Genomic DNA, 26452 nt, shown 5'->3' with positions numbered 1-26452 from the left:
TTATTCAATAACAATGTCTTTAGCTATAAGCACCAGGTCCGTCAGATCGATCTTGCCGTCACCATTGATGTCTGCACGTTTCGCTTTATCCCAATCTGGGTCTGCAGAAGTCTTTCCGTAGTTAGCAGCGACAATAGCCAGATCGCCGATGCTGACCTTGCCATCACCATTCAAATCCTTAGAAGGTTCAGGATCCGTTGCTGTTGTAAAGTCCACTTGAACCGAGGAAAGCACCGCGTTCGTTTCCTGTCCCAAGCTATCACCCAGCGTTGCACTCTTTACAGCAATACGACCAGGTTGGGGTTCTGTCAGAGCCTTAGCTTTAAGGGTAATCTTAGCCACATCTACATCCCCTTTAATTGCACTGCCGGAACCTTGGCTAGCCAGAATTAGACGCACAATGCCTTCCGTATTCTTCGTCTCAAGGATACCGACACCGTCCACCAACGCATTAGTGGATACATAATCCATTAGTGAAGCGTCGAATTCAATCGTGATGTCTTGGGCATACACCGCCTCTGTAACATTGTGAAGGCCTAGCGTGATGTCAAAGTTCTGACCATATGGAACGGTGTGAGGAGCAGCTAAGCTTGTTGCTGCTTCACCTGAAGACTCCTTAATCACTGTAATCTTACTCACCGCTTTATATCCTGCAGATACGGTAGTTGCAGTAATATCAGCAGTTCCTGCCTTTAACGCAGTTACGACTGCTTTCCCGCCTTGAACTTGAACAGTCGCAACAGCTTCATCGCTGCTGCTCCAAGTCACCTGTTTATTCGTTGCATTTCCCGGTTGAAGTGTCGCGCTTAACGTTTGTGTTTCTCCGATCTTCATCGAAAGCTCAGCTTTATCCAGCTTGATACCGGTTACCGGAACTTCAGGAACGTTATTGCTGTACATAAAATTATCAAACACGGTAACTGATGGACCAAATACTCTAGCTCCCATTTTCCCTGCATCTGTTGGGATCTGTGCAATTACTGCCTCAAAATAGGTCGTTCCATTGACAATCAGCGTTACATGTTTCCCTTCAAACTTCACTTTTACGGTCGATGTCTTACCTTTTTTCAACTGTGCGTCCTGGGCATTGGTTAATAAACCATAGGAATCCTGAGCGTTCACCCAATACCAAGCCCCTTGATCAAAGCCTATAGAAGCCCAAGCGTCATTATTGACATAGCGTAAAATAACACCCGTTCGGATAACATCACTCTGCGGTGTAATCTTAAACTCGATCTCACCATCTCCAATGATCGGAGATTGCTGATCGATAAACAGATTATTTACACTATTCGAGGTGAACTTAACGGCATGCTCACCCGCTTGATCAGGTGCTTCCACAAGCTCCATACGTCCGACACCTTTACCGATAACATGCTCCCAACCTTCGAGTGAGTTATTCTCAAAGCTCGCTGAATATCTCACAGGCGCTGGAACTTCTACAGGATCATCTGGGTTAGGAGCGTAGACTTCAAATTCATACATGGAGTAACCGTAGGTTCCCGCTCGCTTCGTACCTAACATTCGAACATATCTCGCTTGTTCAGTTGGGAATTTGACAATCTCTACTCCGCCAACGCCAGCGTTAGTCGTATAAACGTCCCGCCAATTCTCCGCATTATCGGATACTTGAACTTTATAGCCTTTGGCATAAGCACTTTCCCACTTGAAAATAACCTTGCTAATGTCTGTACTTTGGCCTAAATCAACATAGATCCACTCGTTGTCGGTATATTTAGAGGACCAGCGTGAAGCACCCGTATCAATCTCATCCACAGTAAGACTAGCCGGGAATTGAGGCACTTCGACAGAAGAAGCCACTGCTGTTTTGTGAGCAGCTAAATTGATTGTCCAAGAAGGTGATCCTGCATCCTCTGCAATTTCTTTACCGGACAACACCCGATTAAAAATCTTAAATTCATCCAATAGTCCAGTGAATGCTTTGGATGAACTGCCGATCATAGCCGCAGGTAGCATGGTCGTTACAGCAACAGAACCTTTTAAATCCCCGTCAATATACAGGGAGGTTCCATTTAGGTCTCCTCTGAAGGCAACATGTACCCACCGCCCAACCGGAATCGCTGCATTAAAGCTGTAATCATAGCCCTCTCGGGTGAATCCGGCATTTGGTGTCCCTTTCTGCTTCAGCTTAAGCGCACCATATTCGGATTCCATCAGAATCTTCTCATCCGCTTCTTGCTGATCATCAAGCTTAACCCATGTGGAGACCGTCCAAGGGAAGCCCTTTATTGAAAGCGGTGTTTGAATATGATCTGTAGCCCCTGCAAACCGCACGCTTTTTCCTGTCTTACCTTCAGCCACTCGAGTAACGCCATTTCCTAATGTAGCATCATAAGAATTTCCGGACTGATCAGAAACCGTCAGCGCGCCGTCTTCAAATGGATAATGAACAACAAGATCACCGACCGTATTCACTTCATGTAATAAATTCGTTCCAGGACCCTCGCCTAGCTTCACTGACAACTGCTGGAACTCGGTGAATGTGCTGTCCGTGGATTGGCCTCTCCACATCTTTTCCGCAAGGACAGGCATCGCTTTCTTCACACGGTCGTGGACATCCGCCTCACTGACTTTCTTGCCCATCATATCGTTCCAAGTCCCGAACATCGCACCGAGCAGGTTCGGATCACCCTCCTGCAGCTTCGTGCTTCCACCAAAGTTCGTAGGGTCCCAGTTATTAAACAACCATTGTGAATCCAGATAATCATGGTAATATCCAGCTTTCGGTACAATGTAGAGCGTGGAATCAACCGTATTAATAATTTTGAATCCATCTCTCACCGATGCCACTGGATCTTGCCATCCGTTATTCCAGGCGTTTACGGCAATATCCTTATCAACAACCGTTGTACCTGGGAATGCACTCAAGCTGCCCCACATTCTTGATTTCTTCCCCTTACTCTTCATGTGTTCATTCATCGTGTTCAGAAACTCGCGATACTTCTCAAAAGTAGTCCGGTCATTAGGTGCGAATTCATCGCCTCCAAAATGAACCGTTTCCGAATCAAACCAATCCCCATCTAAATATTCGTCCCATACATCCTTAATGAAATCGACCGTTTCCTGACGTGTAATATCCAGATGGTCGACAGGTAAATTATCCTTAACCAGATCTGGTCTGACCTTTGTGAACGAAAGGGCATGACTTGGAGTATCAATTTCCGGCGTAATGTTAAGGCCACGGATTTTGGCAATGTCCTGCAGCTCACGCATATCCTGCTTGGTGTAATGCCCATCCTTCGCCGTTAATTCCGGGTACTTGGTACTTTCTAAACGGAAAGCCGTATATTTGTTCCAATGCTCCCTGCTGTTATCTTTAAAAATCTCGTTGTCATTCAGATGAAGCTGGAAATCATTCATTTTGTAATAAGACATAAATTTGGCGTAATCCTTAAGGAAATCAATCGTGAAAAATTTACGTCCTACATCGAGCATAAAACCGCGTTCGCCATACTTAGGGAAATCTTTCGCTACCCCTTTTACAATGCTGGACTTCTCGGAATCTTGCTCCAAAATTTGCAGTGCCGTTCTTGTTCCATAGAAGACACCGGTCTCGGTGTTTGCATGTATTTCCACGTAATCGCCAACTTCAAAGTAGTAGCCTTCTTTACCAATTGATTCATCAGCTGACTTATCGAGCCTAAGCAGGAAGTCACCTTTTGAAGCAGGCTTATTTTGAACAATTGGTAAATCATATCCAGTTAATTCTTTAAGATCCTCTTGAAAGACCTCTGCGGTAGCTGGGAGTTCACATAAACATTCACTCGTGGGGATTACGATTCTGGAACTGTCAGTCAGCTTGAAAGAACCACTACCCCCAGTCCACTCTTGTAAACTGGGTATCACTTTTGGTTTAGCGTTCACTGCTTCAGCTGCTGCTGCAAATTGTAGTGGAGTAGAGTAAAGCACTAGACAAAAAACTGTAAAGGCGTATATCCATTTTTTCATCTTTTATCCTCCTACTAATCAAATCATCCCTTTTGAAAAAAACCAGGTACATCATGTTAGTTACTCACACATGTACCTGGCCTATGACCTTGCTTACTCTACAATTTTGCGAGCTACAATAACCAAATCTTCCAATCTGACTTTGCCGTCACCGTTAATATCCGCTTTCTTCGCTTTCTCCCAATCCGGGCTTGCTGTAGTCTTGCCATACTGCGCTGCAACCATTGCCAAATCACCGATCGTTATTTTGCCGTCACCGTTAATGTCGCCTTGCGTTCCTTTCTTACCAATCTCTACAGTTACGGAAGAGATCGAAGCCGAAATTTCCTTGCCCTGATCATCAGAAATGATTGCGCTCTTAACGGCAATTGCACCATTGACCGTTTGGTTCACTTCTTTGGCTTTAAAGGTTAGTTCTAGGACATCTGCACTGTTACTAATTCCATGGGCCGCACCTTCACTGGCTACAATAAAGCGAAGTTTACCTGGTGTGCTGTTGATTGAATCAATAACACTTACGCCACTAATTAACGATTGCGCCTCAACGAAATCCATAACATCCGCGGCATACTCTAGGGCGATGTCCTGCGCAAATATTTGGTCAGACAGATTCCGCAGTCCATATTGCACTTTGAACACTTCTCCTGTCTGAACTTGACTTGGCGCTGTTAAATTGGAAGCCGATTTCAATTCGCCATCTTTTTCCGTTACGATAACCCGGCTGGTTGCAGAGAAACCCCCGTCCACTGTTGTTGCCGTAATTACGGTTTCGCCTGCCTTCAATCCCTTAACAAGGGTATGACCGTTTTGCTGTTCAATGGATGCTACAGCTTCATCACTGCTGCTCCAAACCACATTTTTGTTTGTGGCATTCTCAGGTTGGATCACAGCGTTTAATTCGCCCGTGCTGCCTGCTTTAATTTCCAGCCGTTCTTTATCCATAGTGACGCCTGTGACTTTTACTACTTCTGCCTCATCCTCCGTCTTGAACACATTAAGTTCTGCAGCAGATGCAAAGTTACCCACACCTGCTATAGCCTCAAGTCTCAAATGTGTGGCTTCTACAGTTGTAAAGCGAACCATTTTTGTGGTCTGATCATTCTTCCATTCTCCATTCGCGATAGGTGTGAAATTCGTTCCGTCAACACTCGTGTACAGGTTATAGCTTGTAATCGTTCCATTGGTACCAGATACTCTAGGTGAATAATTGAATTGATTGATGTTATATTTGCCTCCGAGATCCAGTGTAATAGATTCCGGTAAGTGTGCCGGGGTCCATTTCGTATGCCAGATTGTAGACATATCTCCATCGAGTGCAAGACTTGCTTCACCTCCAGGCTGGAAGCTACTCGCCGTTGCAGTCATTTGCGATTGTGGAATTTGCGTGTTAGGCATATACACATGAATCGTCGCTGTTGCACTTTTTTTACTTGCATCCTTCGCAGTAGCAGTAATAACCGCCGTACCGGCTTGAAGTGCTGTAACTTTTCCAGTCTGATCCACGGATACAATTTCCGGATGGTCAGAAGTCCAGAGCAGTGTCCGGTCATAAGCATTTGCAGGTTTAACCTGAGCGCTAACGGTGCTTGACTGTCCTTTGTTCAGATCCATGTTATTTGGTGATAGAGTAATAGTCGATACAAGTACACCTTCCTCTGGAACGATCGCACCTTCATCATCAACGCGAATGTTATCGACCACCAGCGTACCGGTTAACTCCTTCTGATTGTTCAGCTTGTTTTTGATAATGGCCAGATAGGCATCTTTCACCCCTTCGGTTGCAAAAGACAGATCCAGCGTATTACGTCCTTCTATCAAATTCTCACTAACCAGATCACGAACTACCCCATTCTCCTTCACTCGAACTGCCACGGTGTACATATCCGTCTCATCCGAATTGTAGTCCATGGTCAGATGGTAGCGGTTATCCTCCTTCATTCGGAGCGTGTGAGGCAATGTACGTAGCCACTCTCCTGTTGCTTCTTCATTTGTTTTAAGCGACCAATTACCATCCAGAACATAAGTCATAATCTGATTGTCGCCTTTTTCAACTAAATGCGTACGGACAGGACCTATCTTGGAATAAACGAAGGGGCCCCAGCCCTCATCCACGTTCTCGAAATCCTCGTACAATACAGAATTACCAGCGTCAGTTTTGGTTGGATTTTCCCATACTCTTACATCATCAAAGGTTACAGTCGAACTTCCATCTTCTACATTTAAATAGAAATTGGCTGTCTCACTAACCGCATCAAAGGTAACCTTAATCCGTTGGAAATTCGTGCTCACATATTTGTGCTGCTGGGCTAAAAAGCCATGCTCTGTGTTATCCAGCGTATTGACAACCTTGTCTGCCCCTTGCTTCACACCGATTTCCACGGTGCGTTTCCCATCCACTTTCACCCAGACCGATGCAGAATACGTCTTGCCAGGTGTAAGTCCGGTAATCTCCTGCTGAATTACTGCATCACCGGGACCCTTCACCTGAAGCTGATCATCGGCGTTACCGTTCTTCACAAATTTAATGTGATCATCGCTTGCAGCTGTGGAGGATTTCTTCCAGTTACCGAATGTTTGGCTGTCAAAGCCCGGGTCCTTAACCGAACTGCCTTCACCCCATACCATTTCCGGCTCTTCCGCAGCAGTTGTCTTATACAGGGCATAACCAATCCCCGGCTGCGCTGTAAGTGTGACTTTCCCTCCAGTTACTTCTACACTGCCAACATGCTCACGTCCCAAATCTGTCAGCTTGTATAACTGTGCAGTCGTTACGTTGCTCCATGATTCTGGAAGACTCCAAGTCGTTTGACCACCTGCGGGATTCCAGTGATAGATTTTATCTTCTGTCTCAGGACTCCATGGAATAAAGACCGTACTGTCACTAATGTTACTGCTATCTGTCATGATGGCGATTTCACGACCATCCTTGCTTAAATGGATCTTACCGTCCTGCTTACGTACAACTACAACATTCTTCTCAAAGTCGATGCGGTTATCGGTCATCTTAATGATCGGAAAATGCTGCATATATTTTGTCGGTAGATTGTGGTTGAAGAATGCCGCGCTTGTTGATTGGTAGCTGTAGAAGGGAGCACTGTTCTGCCAGTACCCTACGCCTACCTGTTTATTCCCTTTCAGCAAAGGAGTGGTTAAGAAGCCGTCCAGCGATTGATTCCGTAGGAAACGAGTAACCTTACTATCGTCGCCTTGGTTAGGGTACCCCGGATCCGTTCCCCAGTGAACCCAAGAGGCCTGCTCAAACAGCGGTCCAGCAAATTCTGTACCGAGCATCCAGCCGTTACCGTTGATATAATCTGCTAGTTTCTTCGCATTGTAGTCGGCACCGTCATATACATCTACATATACAAAGGAAAGGTTATCGCCTGTATCGCTTTTCAGCATATCCAGACGTCTTTTTAATTCACCGGATTCCACGTCCTTGGTTTTGTTTACATAGAATGTCTGATCGAGCCAGCCCCAGCCTTTGCTTAAAGGCTGATTCATATTTTCCATTTTAGTACCGAAAGCATCCAGCGCGTATTCCGTTGCGTTAATGTGTACACCGCCGCGGATATTGTATTTCTTCCCTTCGCTCAAGATATAATTGAAGTCCTTCTCACCACCCTGACGAATACCAATATGACCGCCGTAATCTGGGTGAGAGTCATCATGTCCTTCCGCTTGGTATCCTTTGAACAGAATCAGCTGTCCAAAGCCATCCGTGAGATTAGAGATTTTCTTCGCATTATCAAAAGCACGCAAGAACGGAGAAGTTGTAGTTGAACCAATGTTCATGCTGATATAGGAAATATTGTCACGAATCATTTCACTGCCCGTTGGAGCCTCTGTATTCTGACGATATGCAATAGCTCCATCTTGCCAGTCTACAACATGGTCACCATTCGCATCTGGAGTCAGGACAACCTTAGCCCAAGGCAGAGGCTCCGGATCGAGCACGGTACTCCCACGATAAACCCATGAGCCTCCTGATAATGTTGCCTTCTTCGTATGGAGCGCTGTATCATCGCCTACCTTAACACGAACCTTATCAAAACCGTTTACTACATTGGTGATTACACTCGCAGCTAAGACGTCGGAGTTAACGAATGCATACGTACGGCCACCACTCACGTCTGCTGCCCCTGTCTTAAGGTCGGTAAATTCATCCTGGACAATGTTCCAGCCACCAGTTATCTTAACAGCCGTTTCCTGCGCTGCAGGCTGGGTTCCAATTACAGAGACAAGATCATGATTAGGGAATCCAATCGTCTTCACTTTTTCGGTACCATTCTCTTCGATGCTGGCCACCTTGAAATGTAGAATGTTATCCTGGACTTCCATTTCAACTTTGAGGTTCACTTTTATTTCCGGGATCTGAAGCGTGTAGGTTGCAGTCTCACCATGAGTAGAATCTGCTGCTTTCTTACTAAAACCAGAAGCGACAGGGAAATAAGATTTCTCGTTGATTTTTAATTCATTAAATCCATTTAACTGTCCGTACATTTCAGCACCGCTGTCCAACCATGTATATTGTTTAACCCGCGGGAATTCCTTATCGATTTCAACCTTCATGGTATTCGATCTTAAGACTTCTGTAATCGTAATCGGCTTAGGAACAGGATCAGTCGATACAATTGGAGCTACCTTCACATCGTCAATCCATATCGTCTTGTTATCGTACCAGCTGCGAAGTCCAATCTTCCCTGCACTAGTTGAAATGGAGGGAAGACTCGTCGTAAGCACGTTATTTCCATCAATTGATAAATTCACGCTATCTTTCTCATACCGCAATTTGAGAGTATACACTTGACCGGCAGCAAAGGTAAAACTAGGGGCCGTAATATTGCCATACGTTTCCGCCCCACCCTTCATTGCATCCCAGCCCCAGGTGCCTGCATCATACTGAATAACATTGTAATTATTACTATCGACGAATCGGTAGACCAATCCAAATCGTGTTGCAACCTGATTAAATTTTAACTTCACCTCATATTCAGCATTGGCAACCTGAGGTGATTCTTGGTCTGCAATAATAACAGCACCTTGTGTCACCGCCTTAACAGCACCTTGATCTGCCGAAAAAGTGGTCGTCCCCTTAGCTGGTGTCCATCCGCTGATGTTACCATCATTGTAGTCTTTGAAATACACGTCCGACTCTTGTGCTGCGAATACGGCTACCGACGGCAAACCAATCTGTACCCCTAGCAACAACGTCAATAGCAAGCTAAACGCTTTGTAACGTTTTCTCATCTCTACGACCTCTTTTCACTAAAATATAAGTAGAATGAACAATATCAATTCACATATTTCCTTTAATTGTATATTTTTAACATAACAAGGCCATAATGAGCCCTCCTTCCAGAAGAAGGTGTCTCATTATATGTTTTATTGTTTTACTTGGAATTTAACAATCGCTTGATCACAGCAGCTGATTCCGCTCTTGTGGCAGATTCTTTTGGTGCAAATGTAGTCTGAGTTCTACCTTTCATTAATCCCGATTTCAAGGCAAATCCCACCGATGCTTTAGCCCACGGGCTTATTTTATTATCATCTTTAAATGCAGTAGTAGAATCTGAGGCCATACTATCGACCTTTACGCCGGAAGCATAAGCTTTCGCTCGCATCAGCATCGTTGTCATTTCTTCACGGGTAATGCTTTTTTCCGGAGCAAACTTCGTCTTGGACAAACCGCTAATAATTCCGGCTGCATAAGCTTTCTTCACCGTGTCTTCATACCAAACTCCTGATTTCACATCCGTAAACGGATTACTTCCAGAACCTTCTGTAAGATCTAATGCTCTGGCTATAAGAGCTGCGAATTGAGCGCGAGTGATGTTGTTATTCGGGGCAAAGCTGTCGGCATCCATACCTTCAACAATTCCTTTAGTGACCATTTCCATAATATCTTGCTTCGCCCAATGTCCAGCAATATCGCTGAAAATTTTGGTGAATACTGAGGATTGATTCGGGGTGAATTCCTGATCTTTCAGATTACGATCAAGAACTTTAAATGCGGTCCATTTTACTGCAGTTGTACCAGCCTTTTTAGCTTTAAAGGTAATCGTGGCAATGTCCAGGTTACCCTTTTCGCCATTCACATTTCCGATCTTGGTATGGGCTATCGTAATTTCGTTATTTTTAACGATTGGTGATACAGAAAAGCCTTTGATCTTCGTTTCCGCTTTTACAATCTCAAGTACTTTCGGGTCAAAATTAAATTTAGCCTCGTATGCATATAAGTCCTGAATATCTTTACCCTTTAATGTAACGGTGAACGTAGAATTAGCAGATTCAGTAGCTGATGTCTGCATCTCGAAGTCAGAGACTTTTTCAGCATGGACTGTACTCAACCACAAGGAAGAACATAACGTACAGATTAGTGCGAATGTATATCGTTTGCGTCTCATAAGAACATCCCTTCACCCGTGAATTTTAACTCCCCCCTATCATATGGATTTTGAAATCGGATACACATGATTTATTTTGTTCAACATTGATTATTTTTGTTATTCTTTCTCTCTGCGATAAGCTAAGGGGCTAATTCCTGTAATTTTTTTAAAAATACGACTGAAATGTTCTGGATTAACGTACCCCACTTGCTCAGATACCTCATATATTTTCATTCCGCTCTCCAGCCCCTTTTTAGCCTTCTCAATTCGTAGATTCGTCAGAAACTGAATAAAATTAACACCTATTTCTTTGGAAAACTGTTTACTTAAATAGCTCTCGCTTACACCGACAATCTGACTAATATTCGACAAGTGAACATCTTCATTAAAGTTTTTCTCTAATAGCTCCTTCGTTTTAGCGACAACAGGGCTAAGGAAAGATTCCTTCGGTTGGTCTTTCGGATGTAGCTTTTGATGCAGTTGATCCAAGAACAGTCGGCACCAATGCACCGTATTCTCCCAGGTTTCCTGCTTATAAATATGATCCGTAATGGGATAAGGCAGTTGATCATGAAGCTTTTCCCAAGAAACGCCTTTTTGATAAATTAATGCGCTTGCCTCCCAGATCATATCGACTACATCTGATTTGATATGCTCAGGAGAACAAGGGTATCGCTGAATCAACAGGTTACAGCAGTGTTCATATACCACATGCCATTTCGTTAAATCCGGATCACTTAATGACTTCAGCATTTCGGTCCTGCCCAAATACCATGCTTCCTTCCAATCATTTTCCTTAATAGATGAACGCCTTTCAGCTTCCGGATAATATAATCGGTTGTACCCTTGGTAGAAACTCAAACCAGCTAATCGTTCAGCTTGGCGGAATAAACGGTTCCACTGCTGGTGACCATCCACAATATCACTAATGCCCATAGACAGCTTCAAATTAATGAATTGCTTTAGTCTCATGCTAACTTCAGACAAGATGATGTCTGTCAATCTACGAATGGCAATGATGCTGCATTGCTCTGGAAAAGAGAAGAACAAAACATAATGCCTATCATCATATCTGCACACTTTGCAGATCCCTTCATTTCTACTGCGGTTCGTTACCGTTCGAATCGTCTGCATAATCATACGGTGTGAATCTTCAAACTGAACGGTATCCGATAACCTAATAAGCGCAACCTCCAGATTCTTCTCCCCCATATGCTTTCGCACAAGCTCCAACGAAGAAGAAACTGCCTCATCATTCGTTGATTCGAAGGAATCTGCTAAGCAGAGCCGGTGCAGAACTGAACAGATCGAGGTTTCTACGTCCTCTAAGATTGATTCTGATCTTGAGGAGCTCTGCCGCCGTTTCAATTCATCCACAGTCTTAGTCAGGACCGGTGCAATATAGGATTCATCTAACTTCGCTTTAACAATGTAATCAAAGGCACCGAGCACAAAGGAATCCCTTACAAAAGAATAATCTCCATACGCACTTAACATAATGGTTAGCGGTTGATTCGAAAAGGTAGTGTTATTTAGTGCTTCAAGCAGTTCTACTCCATTCATATTAGGCATCTGAATATCCGCCAGAACTAGATCCACATCCGGATGGCTTTTCAGCATACTTAATGCCTCCTTGCCATCTCCTGCTTCCCCTGCAATCTCAAAATCGTTCGAAGCGATGGATATATACTCCCGAAGGGCTAACCTAGCTAATGGTTCATCATCAACAATGAGAGCTTTAAATTTCATTATAAATCCCTCCATAATTGATCTATAGGACTACTTCAAAGCCTGAACCGCTCTCTCCCAATCATCATTAAGTTTCTCTTGAATATCGGACACGTCAGCACCTGAGAATATTTCTTGTGCAGCCTTCTTTTCATCGAACTGGATAGCATTTTTCACTTTTTCAAACTTCTCATCGATCCCCAGGTACATAAACGGCTCAAAGGGGTGATTCTCTTTAACATTGTTGAAGAAAGGCAGGAACGATTCGATATTGATCACTGTCGATGAATTTTGCGAATAATTAATATACACTTGGTATACATCCCGGCTAAATACCCATTCCAAGAATGCTTTAACTTCTTCCGTATTGTTTGAATTTTTATTAATGGCCATATATTGATCTGGCATAGTGATTGCCTGCAAACGCTCTGAAGTTGTCTCTCTCCAGGGCATTGTGAATGCATCTAAATCTTTATCATCTTTCATTTTGGACAAATGATCTCTAAGGTACCACTGACCTAGTGCAAGCATGGCCGCTTTATTATTCTGAAACAGCTGAGTAGCCTGATCCACACCGATACTAAGCGCATCGGGTCCGGCAAGTTCATTCTCTGCTATTTTCTTGATCATCTCTGCTGCCTTCTCGAATGGAGAACCTTTTCCGAAAGGACGATTCGTCTGTGCGATTGAGGATAAATAATTCTCATCCTTGGATAAGAGAGGCGGCCCGAACTCCGTGAAAGGATAGAACGTCCAATCATCTTTCCCGCCAATTGCAATCGGAATATATTTGCCATGCGCTTTAATCTTCATCATTACGTCCATAAATTCATCAATCGTTTGTGGAATATCTACACCGACCTCTTGAAATATACTTGGATGGAAGTATACATATTCAGAGAATGATACAAGAGGTAAACCAAGAATAGAATGATCTAGTTTAGCGGGATATTTATTGTTTTTTGCTGCGGTTAATCCATCCAGCGGAAGAAGTACTGCTTTGTAAGTGAGCAGGTCATCTGGCTTCAGATAAAAAATATCCGGTAAATCATTTGCTGCTAAACGAACCTTTAAATACTGACCGCTATTATCGGGAATCGTCTCAACCTCAACCGTTACATTGGGCTTAATTTTAGAGTAATCTCTTACCTTTTCCGTCCAAAATTTTATATCCGTCTTCGTTTCCCACATGCCGAATTTTATTTTAATCGGTTGATCCTGATTCACCTTTCCCTGTTCCTGTTCTATGGCCCCTCCTTTGGGAATGAACTTACTTAAAGAGAAGAAGCCGCCTATAAAAATAAGAGAAATGATCCCAATCAAGGACACACGGAGTATTATTTTCACGTTTACTAATCACAGCCTTCGAAAAAAAGTTTATACCATCATACCTCCTCTGAAGTCACACATGAATGATGTTTTCCCTCTGGACTATGATCTTTTATGATCCTCTGCAGCATTTTTCTTCATCCTCCTTCGCCTAACCATTGATCCTGTATCTCTTCCTCCGGGGTGTCAATTAACGGCAGTCTTATCGACACTATCGTACCCTGAGGTTTATTCTTCTCGTACTTTAAACCGTAACGCGCCCCATAATGCAGCTGGATTCGCTTATTAACATTACTGTTTCCCATACCACTGAAAGAAAGCTGATGACGTATCCCCTCACTGTCATACTCCTGAGCATCCATATCCAACATACCTACACCATTATCGGCTATGGTTATCAGAAGATCTTCCGCTTGTTTGGTCACTATGATCTGAATGATACCAGGGTAGTCAACATTTTTTAGTCCATGAATAATACTGTTTTCTAAAATAGGTTGTAATAGCAATTTCAATAGATAATAACCCGCTAAATCCTCATCTACTTCCCATCTCGTTTGAATCGGTCTACCAAAACGAATCTCCATGATATACAAATAATGCTTTAAATGATCTATTTCCTCATCAATCCTAGTCAGTATTCCACCTCGATTAAAAGAAGAAGCCAGAAGACGAGTTAGCGCATGTGTCATATTCCGTATGTTATCTGCTTTACTGATTAAAGCCATAAACTTGATTGAATTAAGCGTATTGATTAAAAAATGTGGATTAATCTGCGACTGAAGTGCTGCAAACTCTGCCATTCTCTTCTCCATTTCTTGTCTTTCGTGATCACGCAACAGATCCTGAATACGCTCCGTCATGTGATTAAAAGAATGCCCAAGCTTAATTAGCTCCAGGCTACCGGTTCTCATAAATTTAGCGTTTAAATCCCCTTCAGTAACCAGATCCATTTGCAGGAGAAGCTCATTGAGCGGTTTAGTAACATTCGATACAAAGTAAAATGAAACAAGTATAAATGCTAAGATGATCATCAATGCAAAGACCCAGACGATATAATTCACACTAAGGTAATTAGCTGTTAGATCTGCGTATGGAATAGACTGCACAAGCCACCAACCGGTCTGCTCAATCTTGGCGTAGGTTATCAGATTTCTATCTTCACCGTTAACATCCACAACGTACCCTTTTTCCTCTGGCCCACGATTCTCGAACCAGTGCATTTGGAATTCCCCTCCTCTTGAGGCAAGGGTATTGGATGAGATAATTTGACCTTCCTCGGTGATGATGTAAAGGCTGGATTCCGTATTATCTCGTGACTGCAAAATATGATCAAAAGCACTGCTTTCAAAGGTAAAAAGAATCATTTCTAGCTTGGATAAAGGATTGATTACACTGGGAGATAAGGCAGCAACCATATTGTAAGGATTATAGTTACCATATAAAATATTAGGCATCATCCCTAGAAAATGAACGCTATCGGGATTATTCAGCACCTGCTCATACCACGTTTTCTGCCGAAAATAAGAATCATCCAAATTCAAGTTCTTTAAGTACGAATAAGAATTATGATCTTTAAAAAGGAAGTTCACCGACAGCACACGTCCTGAGATGGATGCCGTGTACTTCTCTATTAAGACCTTTAGCTCATAATAAGCCTGCTGTTTCTGGACTCCGATCTTTTGATTGATTTCATAAAGCTTTGCCATCACATCCTTGTCCATACCAATCGAAGCAAATAGACCCGTCAACCTCCTAATTTCCTGACTAACGGAATAAGAGATTGCTTGAGCCGTTTGCTGAGATCTTGATGTATTCTGCTGAAGAATATCTCGCTTATAAATATTTAGAATAATGATGGAGAATAAGATGATCGGCAGAATGACTACAAGTATAAAAAAAAGTCTTAATGTGCTAGACATCCGCCAATTTTTTCTCATAAGTTCCCTCCCCTTTATAAGATAACTTATAAACGCTCACTTCCACCTCACCATGAATATTGAAGAAACATATTCCCTTAAATTTGTTCTACTTCCTGCATGATGACAAAAGTACTTAAAATGTTACACGCAAAAACCTACTTAATAATCAAATCCGAGTTTATTCTCTTCTTTCGACAATCTATTTGATCGCATTCAAAAAGAGACAGAAAGAGCTGACACCGTTGTAGAAATATCTACTCTTGTGCCAGCTCCGCTTGTAATTGAAATATTAAATTGGTGAGATTAGATTAAGGCCTTAATTCTCAAGGATCTTAGATGCCACAAATGCCAAATCTGCTATATTGATCTGATTATCATTGTTAACATCGAGATTGCGATACTTTTCCCAATCTGCATCCGTCGAATTCTTACCATACCCAACAGCGATAAGTGCTAAGTCGCCAATAGAATATTTGCCATCTTGGTTGACATCCCCTGGATTGGTAACTGGGGCATCTGTAATCATGATATTTAATATAGCATCCTCAACCGCAGTTTCCTGCCCGTTCTTATCCGCAACGATTCCATGTACTGCTTGAACGGTAGTCCCCGGTGAAGATATATTAGCTTTGGCTCTGAAAGTCAGTATTAAGGTGTCCGTATTCGTAATGCCGCTTCCTAACCCTGCAGAAATCACACGTAACAGTCCAGGCGAGTCCTCATTGCTATGCACGATTGTAAAATTCTCGCTAGCCGTATTTGAAGATATCAGCTCCAGCTTACTTGGGTCATAGGTAAACGAAATATCTTGCCCATATACAGCGCCAATTACATTCTGCAAACCATAGCTTACGCTAAATTCTTCATTTACTCGAACAGTTTGTTTGCCTGAAAGTACGCCCGATGGATCATCAGATGTAGCTGTAGTAGTTACCACAATAGAACTGAAATTTGATTTATTGCCATTCGCATTGATCGCTCTGACTTTAATGGTATTGCTGGTATTAGGGATCAAATCCGTCAGATTTATGGATGTACTGGTCACCGTATCCAACAGAACATCGTTTCTGTAAACTTCATAGCCTGTTACGCCCACATTATCAGTAGAAGGTCCCCAAGTAATTGTAGCTGTTGTGGCACCTACATTAGAAACTGCTAGATTAAAAGGAGCCGACGGTGCAGCCTTATCGGGAATGGTAACACTAACCGATTCACTCTTCGCGGACTCATTGCCAGCCTTATCAATCGCTGTGACTTTAATTGTATACGGGATGCCTGCAGTAAGACCCCGGACTGACGCTAATGTAACATTTGCATGGCTAACATAGGTGATCCTATCCATCTGTCCGTTGTTAACATATACTTTGTAACCTGCGATATCTTGGTCAGCAAGAGCTGTCCAATGAACGATTACTGAATCCTGCATAATATCAGAATCTCCAATAGTAACTCCCGTAGGTGCTGATGGAGGTGTCGTGTCTGCTCCTTCCTGTTCATAGCCAGTCAAACGAATTTCTGCAGCGCTGGCAAATAACTTCCCATTTTCTTGGCTTGTCGAATCTACTGCATATAAACGTATTGCTTTCGCACTCACAGGTGCGAATTGAACGCCTTGCCACCCCGTCATGCTCCAATCCCCAGTTCCTCCAGGTATATCCGTAAAGTCCGTCCCATTCGTACTGTACTGAATCTTATATTTCTTGATTATCCCGTTAGTTCCTCCACCCGAACGCGGCTGATAACGTAAACCGTCCACCATATATGCATCAGAAAGAGCAAGGGTGATATACAGATTCTCTCTGGAGTCACCGGCCCATTTCGAATGCCAGACAGTATTCGATCTATTATCCAGAACTAAGCTTGCCGGACCTTCCGACGCTCCACCATTTGCTTCCGAGCTACCTGCAGTGGCACTTAACTTAGCAACAGGAATATCCCTTGCTGCGGAAGCTGCGTCGTAAGTTGTCGTAATCATATATGTGAGTTGATCATTGCCCTTGGAAACCTTTACGGTATCACCGACTGTGATTGTACTAGATCCTATAATCTCGTTTGCCCCATGGAACACTTTAACCGTGATCCCGTCGTCGTATACAATATTGGACAACAGTGCGTCGACTGTAAGGGTCTCGCTGTCAGGGATTGTAATCATCTTCAACACTTGGTCAACCGGATAAACAGTCGAACCAACATTCAATGAGAAGGTGCCAGTATCATGTGCACCGATATCCGGTACCCCTATGATCTTATTTCCGAAATAGTCTCTATTACCATTGTTTGCAACCGGTATACCTGCATTAATAGCCGGAGATCCAGTCTTCAACTTGTACCCACCCAAACCTACTGCAGCTAGAGGATAAATAACACCAGTGCCGCCAGTGCCAGGATCAACGAACATGGGGTCTGAGGTAATCACACCCGTATCGTTTGTTGGGGTGTTCGCAAAATTATAGAATATATTGTTTTGCCAATCGATATTATTCTCACTAAAGCTATTAGCTTGAAACGGTGTATCGCCTGGATAGTAAAATATATTGTTATAGAACTTAGCGTCAGAATTACCACCGCTGCCATACATAAATAACTTCCGTCCATCCTCTTTCATGTAAATGGTGTTGTTGTAAGCCTGGGCGCCAAATGATCCCGCGCGCCAGTCGATCACACCATGTTCAGTATTATCATTTTGGCTGATATTGTAACGGAACACTCCATTAAAGCCATATAAACCAGACGTATTACACCACATAAAAGTGCCGCCCGCATTATCGTGCACATAATTATACTGTACATAAGTCGTATCGTTGAGAGCGTCAATCTCAATGCCCTGCGCATCCCCGCCTGGGAGGATGTCATACACCTCGTTAAACTGGAAGGTTGTATTGTCAGAATTCCAATTAAACAGTCCAACCGCAAAAGGGGCGTTTTTTGTTGTACGATATACGAGGTTATTTTCCACCACAGCGTCCTTATTGTTGTCTATAATTGCGCCGTCCCCGTCGATGTCATATATGAGATTGTTGGCAAGGTAAAAGTCTTCATAAGGTTTCCAAGCGTAACCCGCTCTGCCAGGTGCATGGTTGCTTGGATAAGGACCCCACTTGGTATCTACAGTCTCTGCTCTTCGCGCCCACACGGACACAAAGTTTACACCTGAACGGCCTAGATCATAAAGCTCACTATTCGTAATGCGAATATCGTTAATAGAAGTAGGAATATGTGATGAAGCCGGTGTATTCGGTGTGGCCTGCACCTCCATCAGAATGCCGCCAGACGATTTGCCCGCGTTGCTGTTCGGCCCGTGGAAGCCGTGAATAACCAAGTTGTCAAAGTAAAAATGATTCAGATCTCCTGCATCTTCACCTCGAATGTTAATTCCTCTGCGATAAACGTTTTGATCAGGCGCGTGGTTTGGACCGGAAAGCTCCAGATCACTTACTTCCCAATAGGCTTGATTGTAAAATGAAATGACGTTATTGACAGTAACGGTAGAATTAAACTCCGCACTCATCAACTGGTCCGACCAATTCGTGTCACTAGGCTTGAGTATAGGTCTATGACCTCCTTCTTCGCCGTAGCTGGCAACCACAATTGGATATCCTTCTGCTCCAGATCCAAGAGGTTTGAATGCTCCCTTAAACTCATCCCCTTTTTTAAATAAAATATGGTCTCCCGGATTAAAAACAATGGTGTTCAGCTTCTCTATCGTTTTGAACGCAGTCTCAACAGTTCGTCCATTATTGCTATCGGAGCCCGTGTTCGCTACGTAATAGGTGACACCCTCTTCAGAACCGATCATAAAGAAGCCTGTAGTATCTTCTCCCTTATAAGTAACTTTAACCGTAACGGTTTGTTCCACTGGGGCAGGCGGTAAACGATCAAAGTTAAAGGTGACTTGTGCGATATTCCTATCGTAAACAAATTCACTGGTGCTCAGCCTCTTGAACTCACCACCGGTAACCTTGTAAGTAATCATAAAATCCGACGCGACAGGCGCTATAGATGGTGCACGGTCCAACTTGGCTGTCAGAATGCCATTAGTAGCAGTAAGGATATGTACCTTAGCTGTAACGGCTTCCTGCCCTGAGGCTTCAATAGGGAAATCCAGTGTTACAATCTGATTGATGTTATTCTTCTTATATTTCACAAACATCTTTATCGTTTGCATAACCGGCTGTGCCCCAAGCTGGGCAAAGCTCATCGTCAGGCTCTTGTTAATTACGTTATAGCTCGAGTCGATCATATTAACAGGTAAGATTGTAGAGGGATCAAGCGAAGAAGAATAGGTGACCTCGAAAACCGTCTGATCAGGATTACCCGTGAAGGTATCATTGAACTGTGCTGTAACCGTTCCATTCGTCACACTTACTTGTTTGAGATCGCCTTTCACTTTCAAAGCTGCATCGTCAACATAAAAGTTATTTCCTGCCGTGTTAGATTCAAGCCAAGCGTAGGTGCGAACACGCCCCGTACTGGAGGTGAACTCTAATGAATATTTTGTCCAACCATTCTGATTCGCTGTCACTCTGGCTTCGCTACTGCCATGGTTTTTAATACCTAGCCGCAAGGCACCTTTAGTTGCATCATCGGCTTTCACCCAAACAGAGTATTCATAAGTCAAACCAGGCTGCAGATCCTTAACATCCTGCTCAAGAGACTGCGACGCACTGGACATTTTTACAGACCAGTTTCCTTCGTGTGCGATCCCTTCAACTTTTGCTGCACCTTGAAAAGTGTACCAATTGCCAAATTTATCGGCCGGTAATCCCGTCCCTAGATTCACATCCGTTTCCTCAAAGGTCGAGTGCTTGAGTAAGTTCTCTTCGACCGATACGGTAGATGCTGCTCCAGCGAAGTGTTGTGGAACCATAGATAATATCAGCGTTATCACTAGGGAGATTGCCAGAGTTTTCTTGAAAATTCCGTAATGTTTTTTGTTGCTCATACCAGTACACCCCTCTTCTTAAATATTTTCAGAAAATGCTACAGGGTTATTCTTTTCGATCTCCTGTAGAAGTTTTTTATAATACCCGTTCTTCAAGAAATCGCTTACAATAGTAGTTTTTTGCTGCTCAAAATCTGTTTTCACATAGGTTACCGATTGAATTTTAACATTTCTTTGTAATTTACCGAACATATATGACCATTCCTGATTTTCGCTGCCCTCTCTTAAAAAATGCGCTAGTTGCGAGTCCGCTGATTCCAGAGAATTCAATTGTCTCCAGTCAAGGGTGTATACCTCACTATTCGCGTTTTCCGATAAGGTATAAACGACCTGCTCTGGATGATCGTAATCCTTTTTGTTTTCTTCAAAATAAGTTCTGGTTTTTGCTAGTATGGATGCATCTGCATGAGTAGCTAAATAATCAATAATGTCAACCTCTAGGTTACTGCTCACATATTGATAATACGTATAAATATCAAATACCTCTGGTCCATATATCGCCTGACCTTGCTCCTTCTTTATTGCTCGCGCGGCGTTCTCGTGTTTCATCTGCTCTTGTAAATATTCAAAAGAATAGGGACCGTATAACCCCAATTTGTTCCCCAAGAAAAACTGCGCGTTAGCTGTCTGGGCCAATTTTTTCGTATTTTGGGCTAGCAATTTGCTGTCACGATCATCATCCATCTCTCTCCGTGCTAAATGTTCATAACATTTGTATTCCTGCTGCCCAATAACACGGGTATAACCGGAGTAACCAAGAATTTGCTCTGTTATTTCAGGTTGTTTCTCTTCTTGAGGGATGATTATAAAACCAGCCAGTGCAACAACGATCGACGCGGATAAAAGCACGATTCCCAATGCTACCGACAGTGCGGATTTACGTTTAGCGGGGGCATGGTTCTTTTTCGGCAAGGATGCTGCTCCTTTCTTAAGTTATTTTCCAAAATCTTAATTTAAGTTTCATATTATGTAAATCTATAAATAGGCAACAATTATAAAAATACGCAACAAGTCTAACCCTCTAAATCTTGAGACATTATCTAATATCATCGACATAAACTAGCATATTTCCGATCAAACGCTATGTATACTAGTACTCGTAAGGTTGTAATTTACTGAGGGGGTAGATCATTATGTATTTCGATTTTTATTCGGTAAATGATTGGATCACGACCTACCCGATGAGCGTTAAAACGGTTTATAAACTCTACACGACCTCTGATTATGACATCAATCATCGCATCATAGAAAGTAATAAATATATATTGTTTTACACCTTAGACGGAGAAGGATCGATCCAAGTAGATGGCCTATCGTTTCAGGCAAAGTCGAATACGCTTATATTTGCAAATGCCTCCAAGTCTCTTGCCAACCAATGCACAAGCGACAAGTGGAATTTCTGGCTTTTTGAGTTTAAATCAGAACCCTTTTTATTAAAATCCAATTATTTATATACCATCCCCTTTAAATTGGAGTTCCTAAATCTGTGTGATCAAACTCTCCTTTGCTTAAAAGAAGGCGAACAGCAGCTTGCTTCCTCCTATTTCCACTTGTTTTACAGCATTCTTGTCCATCAGTTGGGTCAGAATACCAAATCTTATGATTTAACAGTCATTGATAAAAGCCTGGAATATATGAAAGAAAATATGAATGATTTTTCCGTACAGTCACTTTCTAATTTTCTCTATATTCCGACACGAACCCTCATCTCTATTTTTAATAGGGAATTAGGAACCTCTCCCATTCGATATTTTCAGAGAGTACGTATTGAGCTAGGAAAAGAATACTTGGAGAATACAGCCATGAATATTTCAGAGATTGCCCAAGCACTTGGCTACTGCAATACCGGCCATTTTTCCGCTGCGTTCAAACAATATACTGGTTATAGTCCGGTACAGTACCGTCGGGAATTTAACCTTAGGAATATAGGGTAACAAAAGGCAGTATTAAAGTTCCTGTTTAGGACTCTAATACTGCCTCTCTTTTTAATGTAGATACTGCTTCATAAGAATCCTTGTTGTTACAATAATTCATTGGTTGCGGTCCAAATAGCGCCTCTGCTTTAGCGGAAGCAACAGCTATGGATCGTAGTTCAGTCAGTCGTCTTCCCAAACAGCTTGAGAATTTAAGTTATGTTAAAAGGGAAGACTCTCCTAAGGATCGTCGAGCTATCCTTCTAACCCTCACTGAAGTTAAATTTCATTTGCATAAAACAATTAATTTTGTTAGTATAACTGACGAACGTTCGTTAATATCGAGGTGATTTTTTGAAAAGAAAAGAAATTAAAGATATCGCTTTGAAATGTTTCACAACTCATGGGTATGAGGGAGCCTCTCTATCACAAATTGCCGAGTTGGTCGGGATGAAAAAACAATCTCTTTATGCTCATTTCAAAGGGAAGGATGATCTTTTCCTGCAAGTTTTACAAGATGCCAAAGAGACAGAAATCTCCTCGAAACTACAATATTTGAGTAAAGTGGGTACCCAAAATCCTAAAACAGATTTATTAGGATATCTGCAATTGGTAATCGACTTATTCCAAAAGAACGAGCAGTTAAAATTTTGGCTACGTATGACTTTTTTCCCACCTCCCCATCTTGCTAAAGCAATTGATGAAGAAGTGATCGATACGGAAAAAAGGATTCAAACTGCATTAGAAAGTAAATTCCAAGCTTGGATCGATGCCAAAGTCATCGTGGAAGATGCAGCCTCCATCCCTACTCTTGCCTTCCTGGGTGTAGTAGATTCGATCATGCTAGAGCTTGTGTATGGCAATAATGAAATCCGTTTAAATGAAAAACTAAATGCCTCTTGGACTGTATTTTGGAGAGGTATTTCGCAGCTGTGATTCTACAAAGAGAGGTATTACTTCATGAAGAAACCATTGAAAGAACAAAAAACAGTCTTACTCATTCTGCTAAGTAATATATTCATTGTTTTTCTAGGCGTTGGGCTTATCGTCCCTGTTATGCCATCCTTTATGAACATTATGCATTTGTCAGGCAAGACAATGGGGTATCTTGTAGCAGCTTTTGCGTTCGCACAACTCCTCATGTCTCCTCTAGCAGGGCGATGGATTGATACTTACGGCAGAAAAAAAATGATCGTTATCGGCTTAGTACTCTTTAGTGCATCGGAATTGATCTTTGGTTTAGGCACACATGTATCCGTTCTTTATATCGCCAGAATTCTTGGAGGGATTGCTGGTGCATTCATTATGCCAGCCGTCACTGCCTATGTTGCGGATATCACCTCAGTAGAGGAAAGACCTAAGGCAATGGGTTATGTTTCTGCCGCCATTAGTATCGGTTTTATTATTGGCCCAGGAATCGGAGGCTTTATTACTGAACTAGGTATACGTGCTCCATTCTATTTTGCTGCTGGCTTCGCCTTAATCACTTGTATTTCGTCGATATTTATTCTGAAAGAGCCACTGTCCAAAGAGCAGCTTTTGGAAATCAGTAAACTTAAAAAAGACACCAACTTTATCAGTGATCTGAAACGCTCGTTTCATCCAGCATATATTATTGCGTTTATTATAGTGTTTGTCCTCGCCTTTGGCTTATCGGCATATGAAACTGTATTTAGTCTATTTTCTGATCATAAATTTGGCTTCACTCCACGAGATATTGCAACCATCATTACAATAAGCTCAATCTTCGGGGTGGTTGTGCAGGTCTTTTTATTCGGTAAAATGGTAGATAAGCTCGGTGAAAAAAAGCTCATTCAACTCTGCTTAATTGCTGGCGTAGCCTTAGCGGTAGCCTCCACCATGATCAATAACTATTTAACTGTTCTACTAGTAACCTGCTTCATCTTTCTCGCGTTTGACCTGCTCCGTCCAGCATTAACGACCTATTTATCAAAAACTGCTGAAAAAGAGCAAGGTTTTGTCGCTGGAATGAACTCAACCTATACTAGCCTCGGTAATATCATCGGACCTGCATTAGGCGGAGTATTATTTGATGTAAACATCAACTATCCGTATCTCTTTGCGGCTGTCATAATGTTTATTGGCCTTGTTATTACAATGGTATGGAAAGAAAAACAATCCGCTAAAGGATTGGTAAACTGAGTTGAGGAACAAATGCAAATAGCGAATAGTAAGAAAACAGCTCGCCCTCTATGAGGACACGAGCTGCTCAGGCTGTCGAGAATGTCTCGACAGCCTTCTTTATATCTACTCACTTACAGTCTTCACCACGTAACTTATCCCAGTACCATGGATTTCTATTTGATTGAGGATAATTCTTTAACCTAGAATGGATTGATCACATGGAAAAAGACGTTAGGCGACGCCATGCGGTAATAATAACTGCACCAGCCTGCACCTTTGTCAGTGAAGCGGTTCGTCGTGCTATACAGCAGTCGTTCCTGCTCCAGCTCCTCAATCCGCTCGAGCTTTCCGTCCGCATATTCTAGCAGCCTCATGCTCGCTGTATCCAACCGGCTTATGACGCCGCCGTAACGAATATCGAGCACCTCCCAACCGAACGGTTTGAACATCGATAGCCATTGCTTCCGGTGTGCGACCCTAAGCTTTTGCACAGCCTGTGAGATTTCAGGCAAAATGTCCTCAGCAATCCGCCTAAGCATTGCCTTGTCGCCACTGTCATAAGCCCTCTTCAGCTCAAGTCCGATTTCGCTCTTCTGCTTCAGTACCGCACAAAGCTTTTGCGGCACCTCGAACAAGTAATCTAGCTCTGCCTCAGCTTTTCTACGGCTAGCAATTTCGCCTTCCGCCCATTCATAATGAGCCGCCATATCTAACCCATCAATCTGTTTGTCGAACAGCCCCAGCAGTACATCCTGATACAACAGAAACTTAGATGGATTGCTCTGCTTCTGATTATTCGGTGCAGCTCCCGGTGTCTCGTCTAAATACTTCAGCCCCATGTAAGCATCCGCTTCGATGCCGGTGCAGAACCGAACGCGCTCGGCCAGCGTCTCGTCAGTCGGCGTGGACGTTGAATAGGCATGTTCCGCATAAAACTGCAAGCCGAGCAAAGCGATGTATGGATTGCTCTCCATTCCGTCGTCCCCCCACATCGTCGCATAAACTTCGCGGATGCCTTCCTTCTTGCATACCGTCAGCGCTGCATCCGTCGCCGGCAAGGATAGCCCGTAATTGACACCGAACGTATTGAACACCCATACCGCACCCGCAAAAATAAGATTATTGCCGAGCGGCCGGTGTTTGGCGATCAATGTTTCGTAGTCCTTCTCTTCGACGTGATTATAGTCCCAGTAAACCATATCTATGTCCTTAGGAATACGGCTCGCCATGTCCTCTGGGATTTGCGTCTCATGGCCGTAATAATCTTCACCATTTGCTGAAGCCAGCTTCAGGAACATATCGCTCCACATCATCGGTTTTAACCCTAAGCGTCGAGTTACCGCGAGCACCCGCTCCAGATGGCCTGTCATAATATCAAAACGGCTCATATGTCCATTGCGATCCAAAAATTTACCGCGTCCAAGCTCTTCCGCTTCATCCATACCGATGTGGATTTTCCGGCTGCGAAACGGCGCGCTAATGCTGACAATCATATTTTCGACCAGACGATCGGTCTTCTCTGCTCCAACCAGCAACGCACCTTTTGTATCTTTATATTCCTTTACCGGCTCCCATTTCAGAAACTCCTCCAAATGAGCCAGTGTCTGAATGCTCGGGAACGCTTCAATGCCGAATTGATCGGCGTAATCGTCGATTTCCTTCAACTCCGTCACCGAGTAACGGCCTCGCATGTAGCCGAAATAAGGCTCGCCTTCTATCTCGTAAGTGTCTTCCAAATAGAGCATGACGCTATTCAAGCCCATCAACGCCATTTTGCGCAGCATAAACTTGAAGCTTTCAACGGTCAGCACTCCATTGCGCGACAAATCAAACATCGGACCGATCGTATCAAATTGTTGTTGCTCTGTAATTTGAAAACTCTCTCTGCCACTAATCTTCTGAATCAACAGTCCCAAGCCACGAAAAAATTGATGTTTAGCGCTGTAACGAATATAAGCACTTTTACCATCATAGCCAACTTCCAGTTTTCCTGAAGACGGTTCTATCAACACAGGAATTCCGTCCTCCGACCATTCTGACTTAAGTTCGGCAAGCAGCAACTGAAGCCCTGATTGAAGCTCGCTCAATTCTCCTATAAAATGTAACTTCACTGTCAAT

The 26452-nt window shown here is 43.0% G+C and carries 14 protein-coding genes; 4 read left to right on the top strand and 10 right to left on the bottom strand.

Annotated features, from left to right (window positions below):
• The 8 genes from ACDZ28_RS18590 to ACDZ28_RS18555 all read right to left on the bottom strand — a co-directional run bounded on the left by ACDZ28_RS18590 (position 1) and on the right by ACDZ28_RS18555 (position 21188).
• A complete protein-coding gene (locus tag ACDZ28_RS18590; RefSeq protein WP_375102458.1) occupies positions 1 to 3969 on the bottom strand; it encodes a family 20 glycosylhydrolase in 3969 nt (1322 codons plus the stop codon).
• A 93-nt stretch (positions 3970 to 4062) separates the two neighbouring features.
• Positions 4063 to 9219: an endo-alpha-N-acetylgalactosaminidase family protein gene (locus ACDZ28_RS18585; RefSeq protein ID WP_375102457.1), complete on the bottom strand. Its 5157-nt coding sequence runs from the start codon at positions 9217 to 9219 to the stop codon at positions 4063 to 4065.
• 143 nt (positions 9220 to 9362) lie between these two features.
• Entirely contained in the window at positions 9363 to 10376 is a 1014-nt protein-coding gene (locus ACDZ28_RS18580; RefSeq protein ID WP_052414536.1) for an S-layer homology domain-containing protein, read from the bottom strand.
• A 99-nt stretch (positions 10377 to 10475) separates the two neighbouring features.
• Positions 10476 to 12107 (bottom strand): helix-turn-helix domain-containing protein, encoded by a 1632-nt coding sequence (locus ACDZ28_RS18575; RefSeq protein ID WP_341111703.1) that lies wholly within the window; start codon positions 12105 to 12107, stop codon positions 10476 to 10478.
• Positions 12108 to 12137: 30 nt separating this feature from the next.
• A complete protein-coding gene (locus tag ACDZ28_RS18570) occupies positions 12138 to 13409 on the bottom strand; it encodes an ABC transporter substrate-binding protein (protein ID WP_375102456.1) in 1272 nt (423 codons plus the stop codon).
• A gap of 143 nt (positions 13410 to 13552) precedes the next feature.
• Positions 13553 to 15352, bottom strand: a complete 1800-nt coding sequence (locus tag ACDZ28_RS18565; protein WP_375102455.1) for a sensor histidine kinase — start codon at positions 15350 to 15352, stop codon at positions 13553 to 13555.
• A 298-nt stretch (positions 15353 to 15650) separates the two neighbouring features.
• Positions 15651 to 20276, bottom strand: coding sequence for a fibronectin type III domain-containing protein (locus ACDZ28_RS18560; protein WP_375102454.1), 4626 nt, complete (start codon positions 20274 to 20276; stop codon positions 15651 to 15653).
• Between the two features lie 18 nt (positions 20277 to 20294).
• On the bottom strand, positions 20295 to 21188 hold the full coding sequence (locus ACDZ28_RS18555; RefSeq protein ID WP_375102453.1) for a hypothetical protein: 894 nt from the start codon (positions 21186 to 21188) through the stop codon (positions 20295 to 20297).
• Between the two features lie 221 nt (positions 21189 to 21409).
• Between ACDZ28_RS18555 and ACDZ28_RS18550 the strand changes: the two genes are divergently transcribed.
• Positions 21410 to 22210, top strand: a complete 801-nt coding sequence (locus tag ACDZ28_RS18550; RefSeq protein WP_375102452.1) for a helix-turn-helix domain-containing protein — start codon at positions 21410 to 21412, stop codon at positions 22208 to 22210.
• A gap of 25 nt (positions 22211 to 22235) precedes the next feature.
• Here the strand turns inward: ACDZ28_RS18550 and ACDZ28_RS18545 are convergent, their stop codons facing one another.
• Positions 22236 to 22388 carry a hypothetical protein gene (locus ACDZ28_RS18545; protein ID WP_375105466.1) on the bottom strand — a complete coding sequence of 51 codons (153 nt, stop codon included), beginning with the start codon at positions 22386 to 22388 and terminating at the stop codon, positions 22236 to 22238.
• Here ACDZ28_RS18545 and ACDZ28_RS18540 point away from each other — a divergent pair.
• Genes ACDZ28_RS18540 through ACDZ28_RS18530 form a run of 3 tightly spaced genes read left to right on the top strand, consistent with a single transcriptional unit; the run spans position 22357 to position 24352 of the window.
• Entirely contained in the window at positions 22357 to 22539 is a 183-nt protein-coding gene (locus ACDZ28_RS18540) for a hypothetical protein (RefSeq protein WP_375102451.1), read from the top strand. The genes ACDZ28_RS18545 and ACDZ28_RS18540 overlap by 32 nt on opposite strands.
• 4 nt (positions 22540 to 22543) lie before the next feature.
• Positions 22544 to 23125, top strand: coding sequence for a TetR/AcrR family transcriptional regulator (locus tag ACDZ28_RS18535; RefSeq protein ID WP_042126034.1), 582 nt, complete (start codon positions 22544 to 22546; stop codon positions 23123 to 23125).
• Positions 23126 to 23149: 24 nt separating this feature from the next.
• Positions 23150 to 24352: an MFS transporter gene (locus ACDZ28_RS18530; protein ID WP_042126032.1), complete on the top strand. Its 1203-nt coding sequence runs from the start codon at positions 23150 to 23152 to the stop codon at positions 24350 to 24352.
• A gap of 182 nt (positions 24353 to 24534) precedes the next feature.
• Here the strand turns inward: ACDZ28_RS18530 and ACDZ28_RS18525 are convergent, their stop codons facing one another.
• Positions 24535 to 26445, bottom strand: a complete 1911-nt coding sequence (locus ACDZ28_RS18525; RefSeq protein ID WP_375102450.1) for a beta-N-acetylhexosaminidase — start codon at positions 26443 to 26445, stop codon at positions 24535 to 24537.
• Between the last annotated feature and the right edge of the window lie 7 nt (positions 26446 to 26452).

This window comes from Paenibacillus sp. RS8 (assembly GCF_041956825.1).
Taxonomy (GTDB): domain Bacteria; phylum Bacillota; class Bacilli; order Paenibacillales; family Paenibacillaceae; genus Paenibacillus_AQ.
This window is presented reverse-complemented; position numbering and strand designations above follow the sequence as displayed.

What these genes read in the sequence shown, in the direction of transcription:
- ACDZ28_RS18590 (WP_375102458.1), bottom strand. Translation starts at nt 3,969, where the DNA reads ATGAAAAAATGGATATACGCCTTTACAGTTTTTTGTCTAGTGCTTTAC.
- ACDZ28_RS18585 (WP_375102457.1), bottom strand. Translation starts at nt 9,219, where the DNA reads ATGAGAAAACGTTACAAAGCGTTTAGCTTGCTATTGACGTTGTTGCTA.
- ACDZ28_RS18580 (WP_052414536.1), bottom strand. Translation starts at nt 10,376, where the DNA reads ATGAGACGCAAACGATATACATTCGCACTAATCTGTACGTTATGTTCT.
- ACDZ28_RS18575 (WP_341111703.1), bottom strand. Translation starts at nt 12,107, where the DNA reads ATGAAATTTAAAGCTCTCATTGTTGATGATGAACCATTAGCTAGGTTA.
- ACDZ28_RS18565 (WP_375102455.1), bottom strand. Translation starts at nt 15,352, where the DNA reads ATGAGAAAAAATTGGCGGATGTCTAGCACATTAAGACTTTTTTTTATA.
- ACDZ28_RS18560 (WP_375102454.1), bottom strand. Translation starts at nt 20,276, where the DNA reads ATGAGCAACAAAAAACATTACGGAATTTTCAAGAAAACTCTGGCAATC.
- ACDZ28_RS18550 (WP_375102452.1), top strand. Translation starts at nt 21,410, where the DNA reads ATGTATTTCGATTTTTATTCGGTAAATGATTGGATCACGACCTACCCG.
- ACDZ28_RS18540 (WP_375102451.1), top strand. Translation starts at nt 22,357, where the DNA reads ATGGATCGTAGTTCAGTCAGTCGTCTTCCCAAACAGCTTGAGAATTTA.
- ACDZ28_RS18530 (WP_042126032.1), top strand. Translation starts at nt 23,150, where the DNA reads ATGAAGAAACCATTGAAAGAACAAAAAACAGTCTTACTCATTCTGCTA.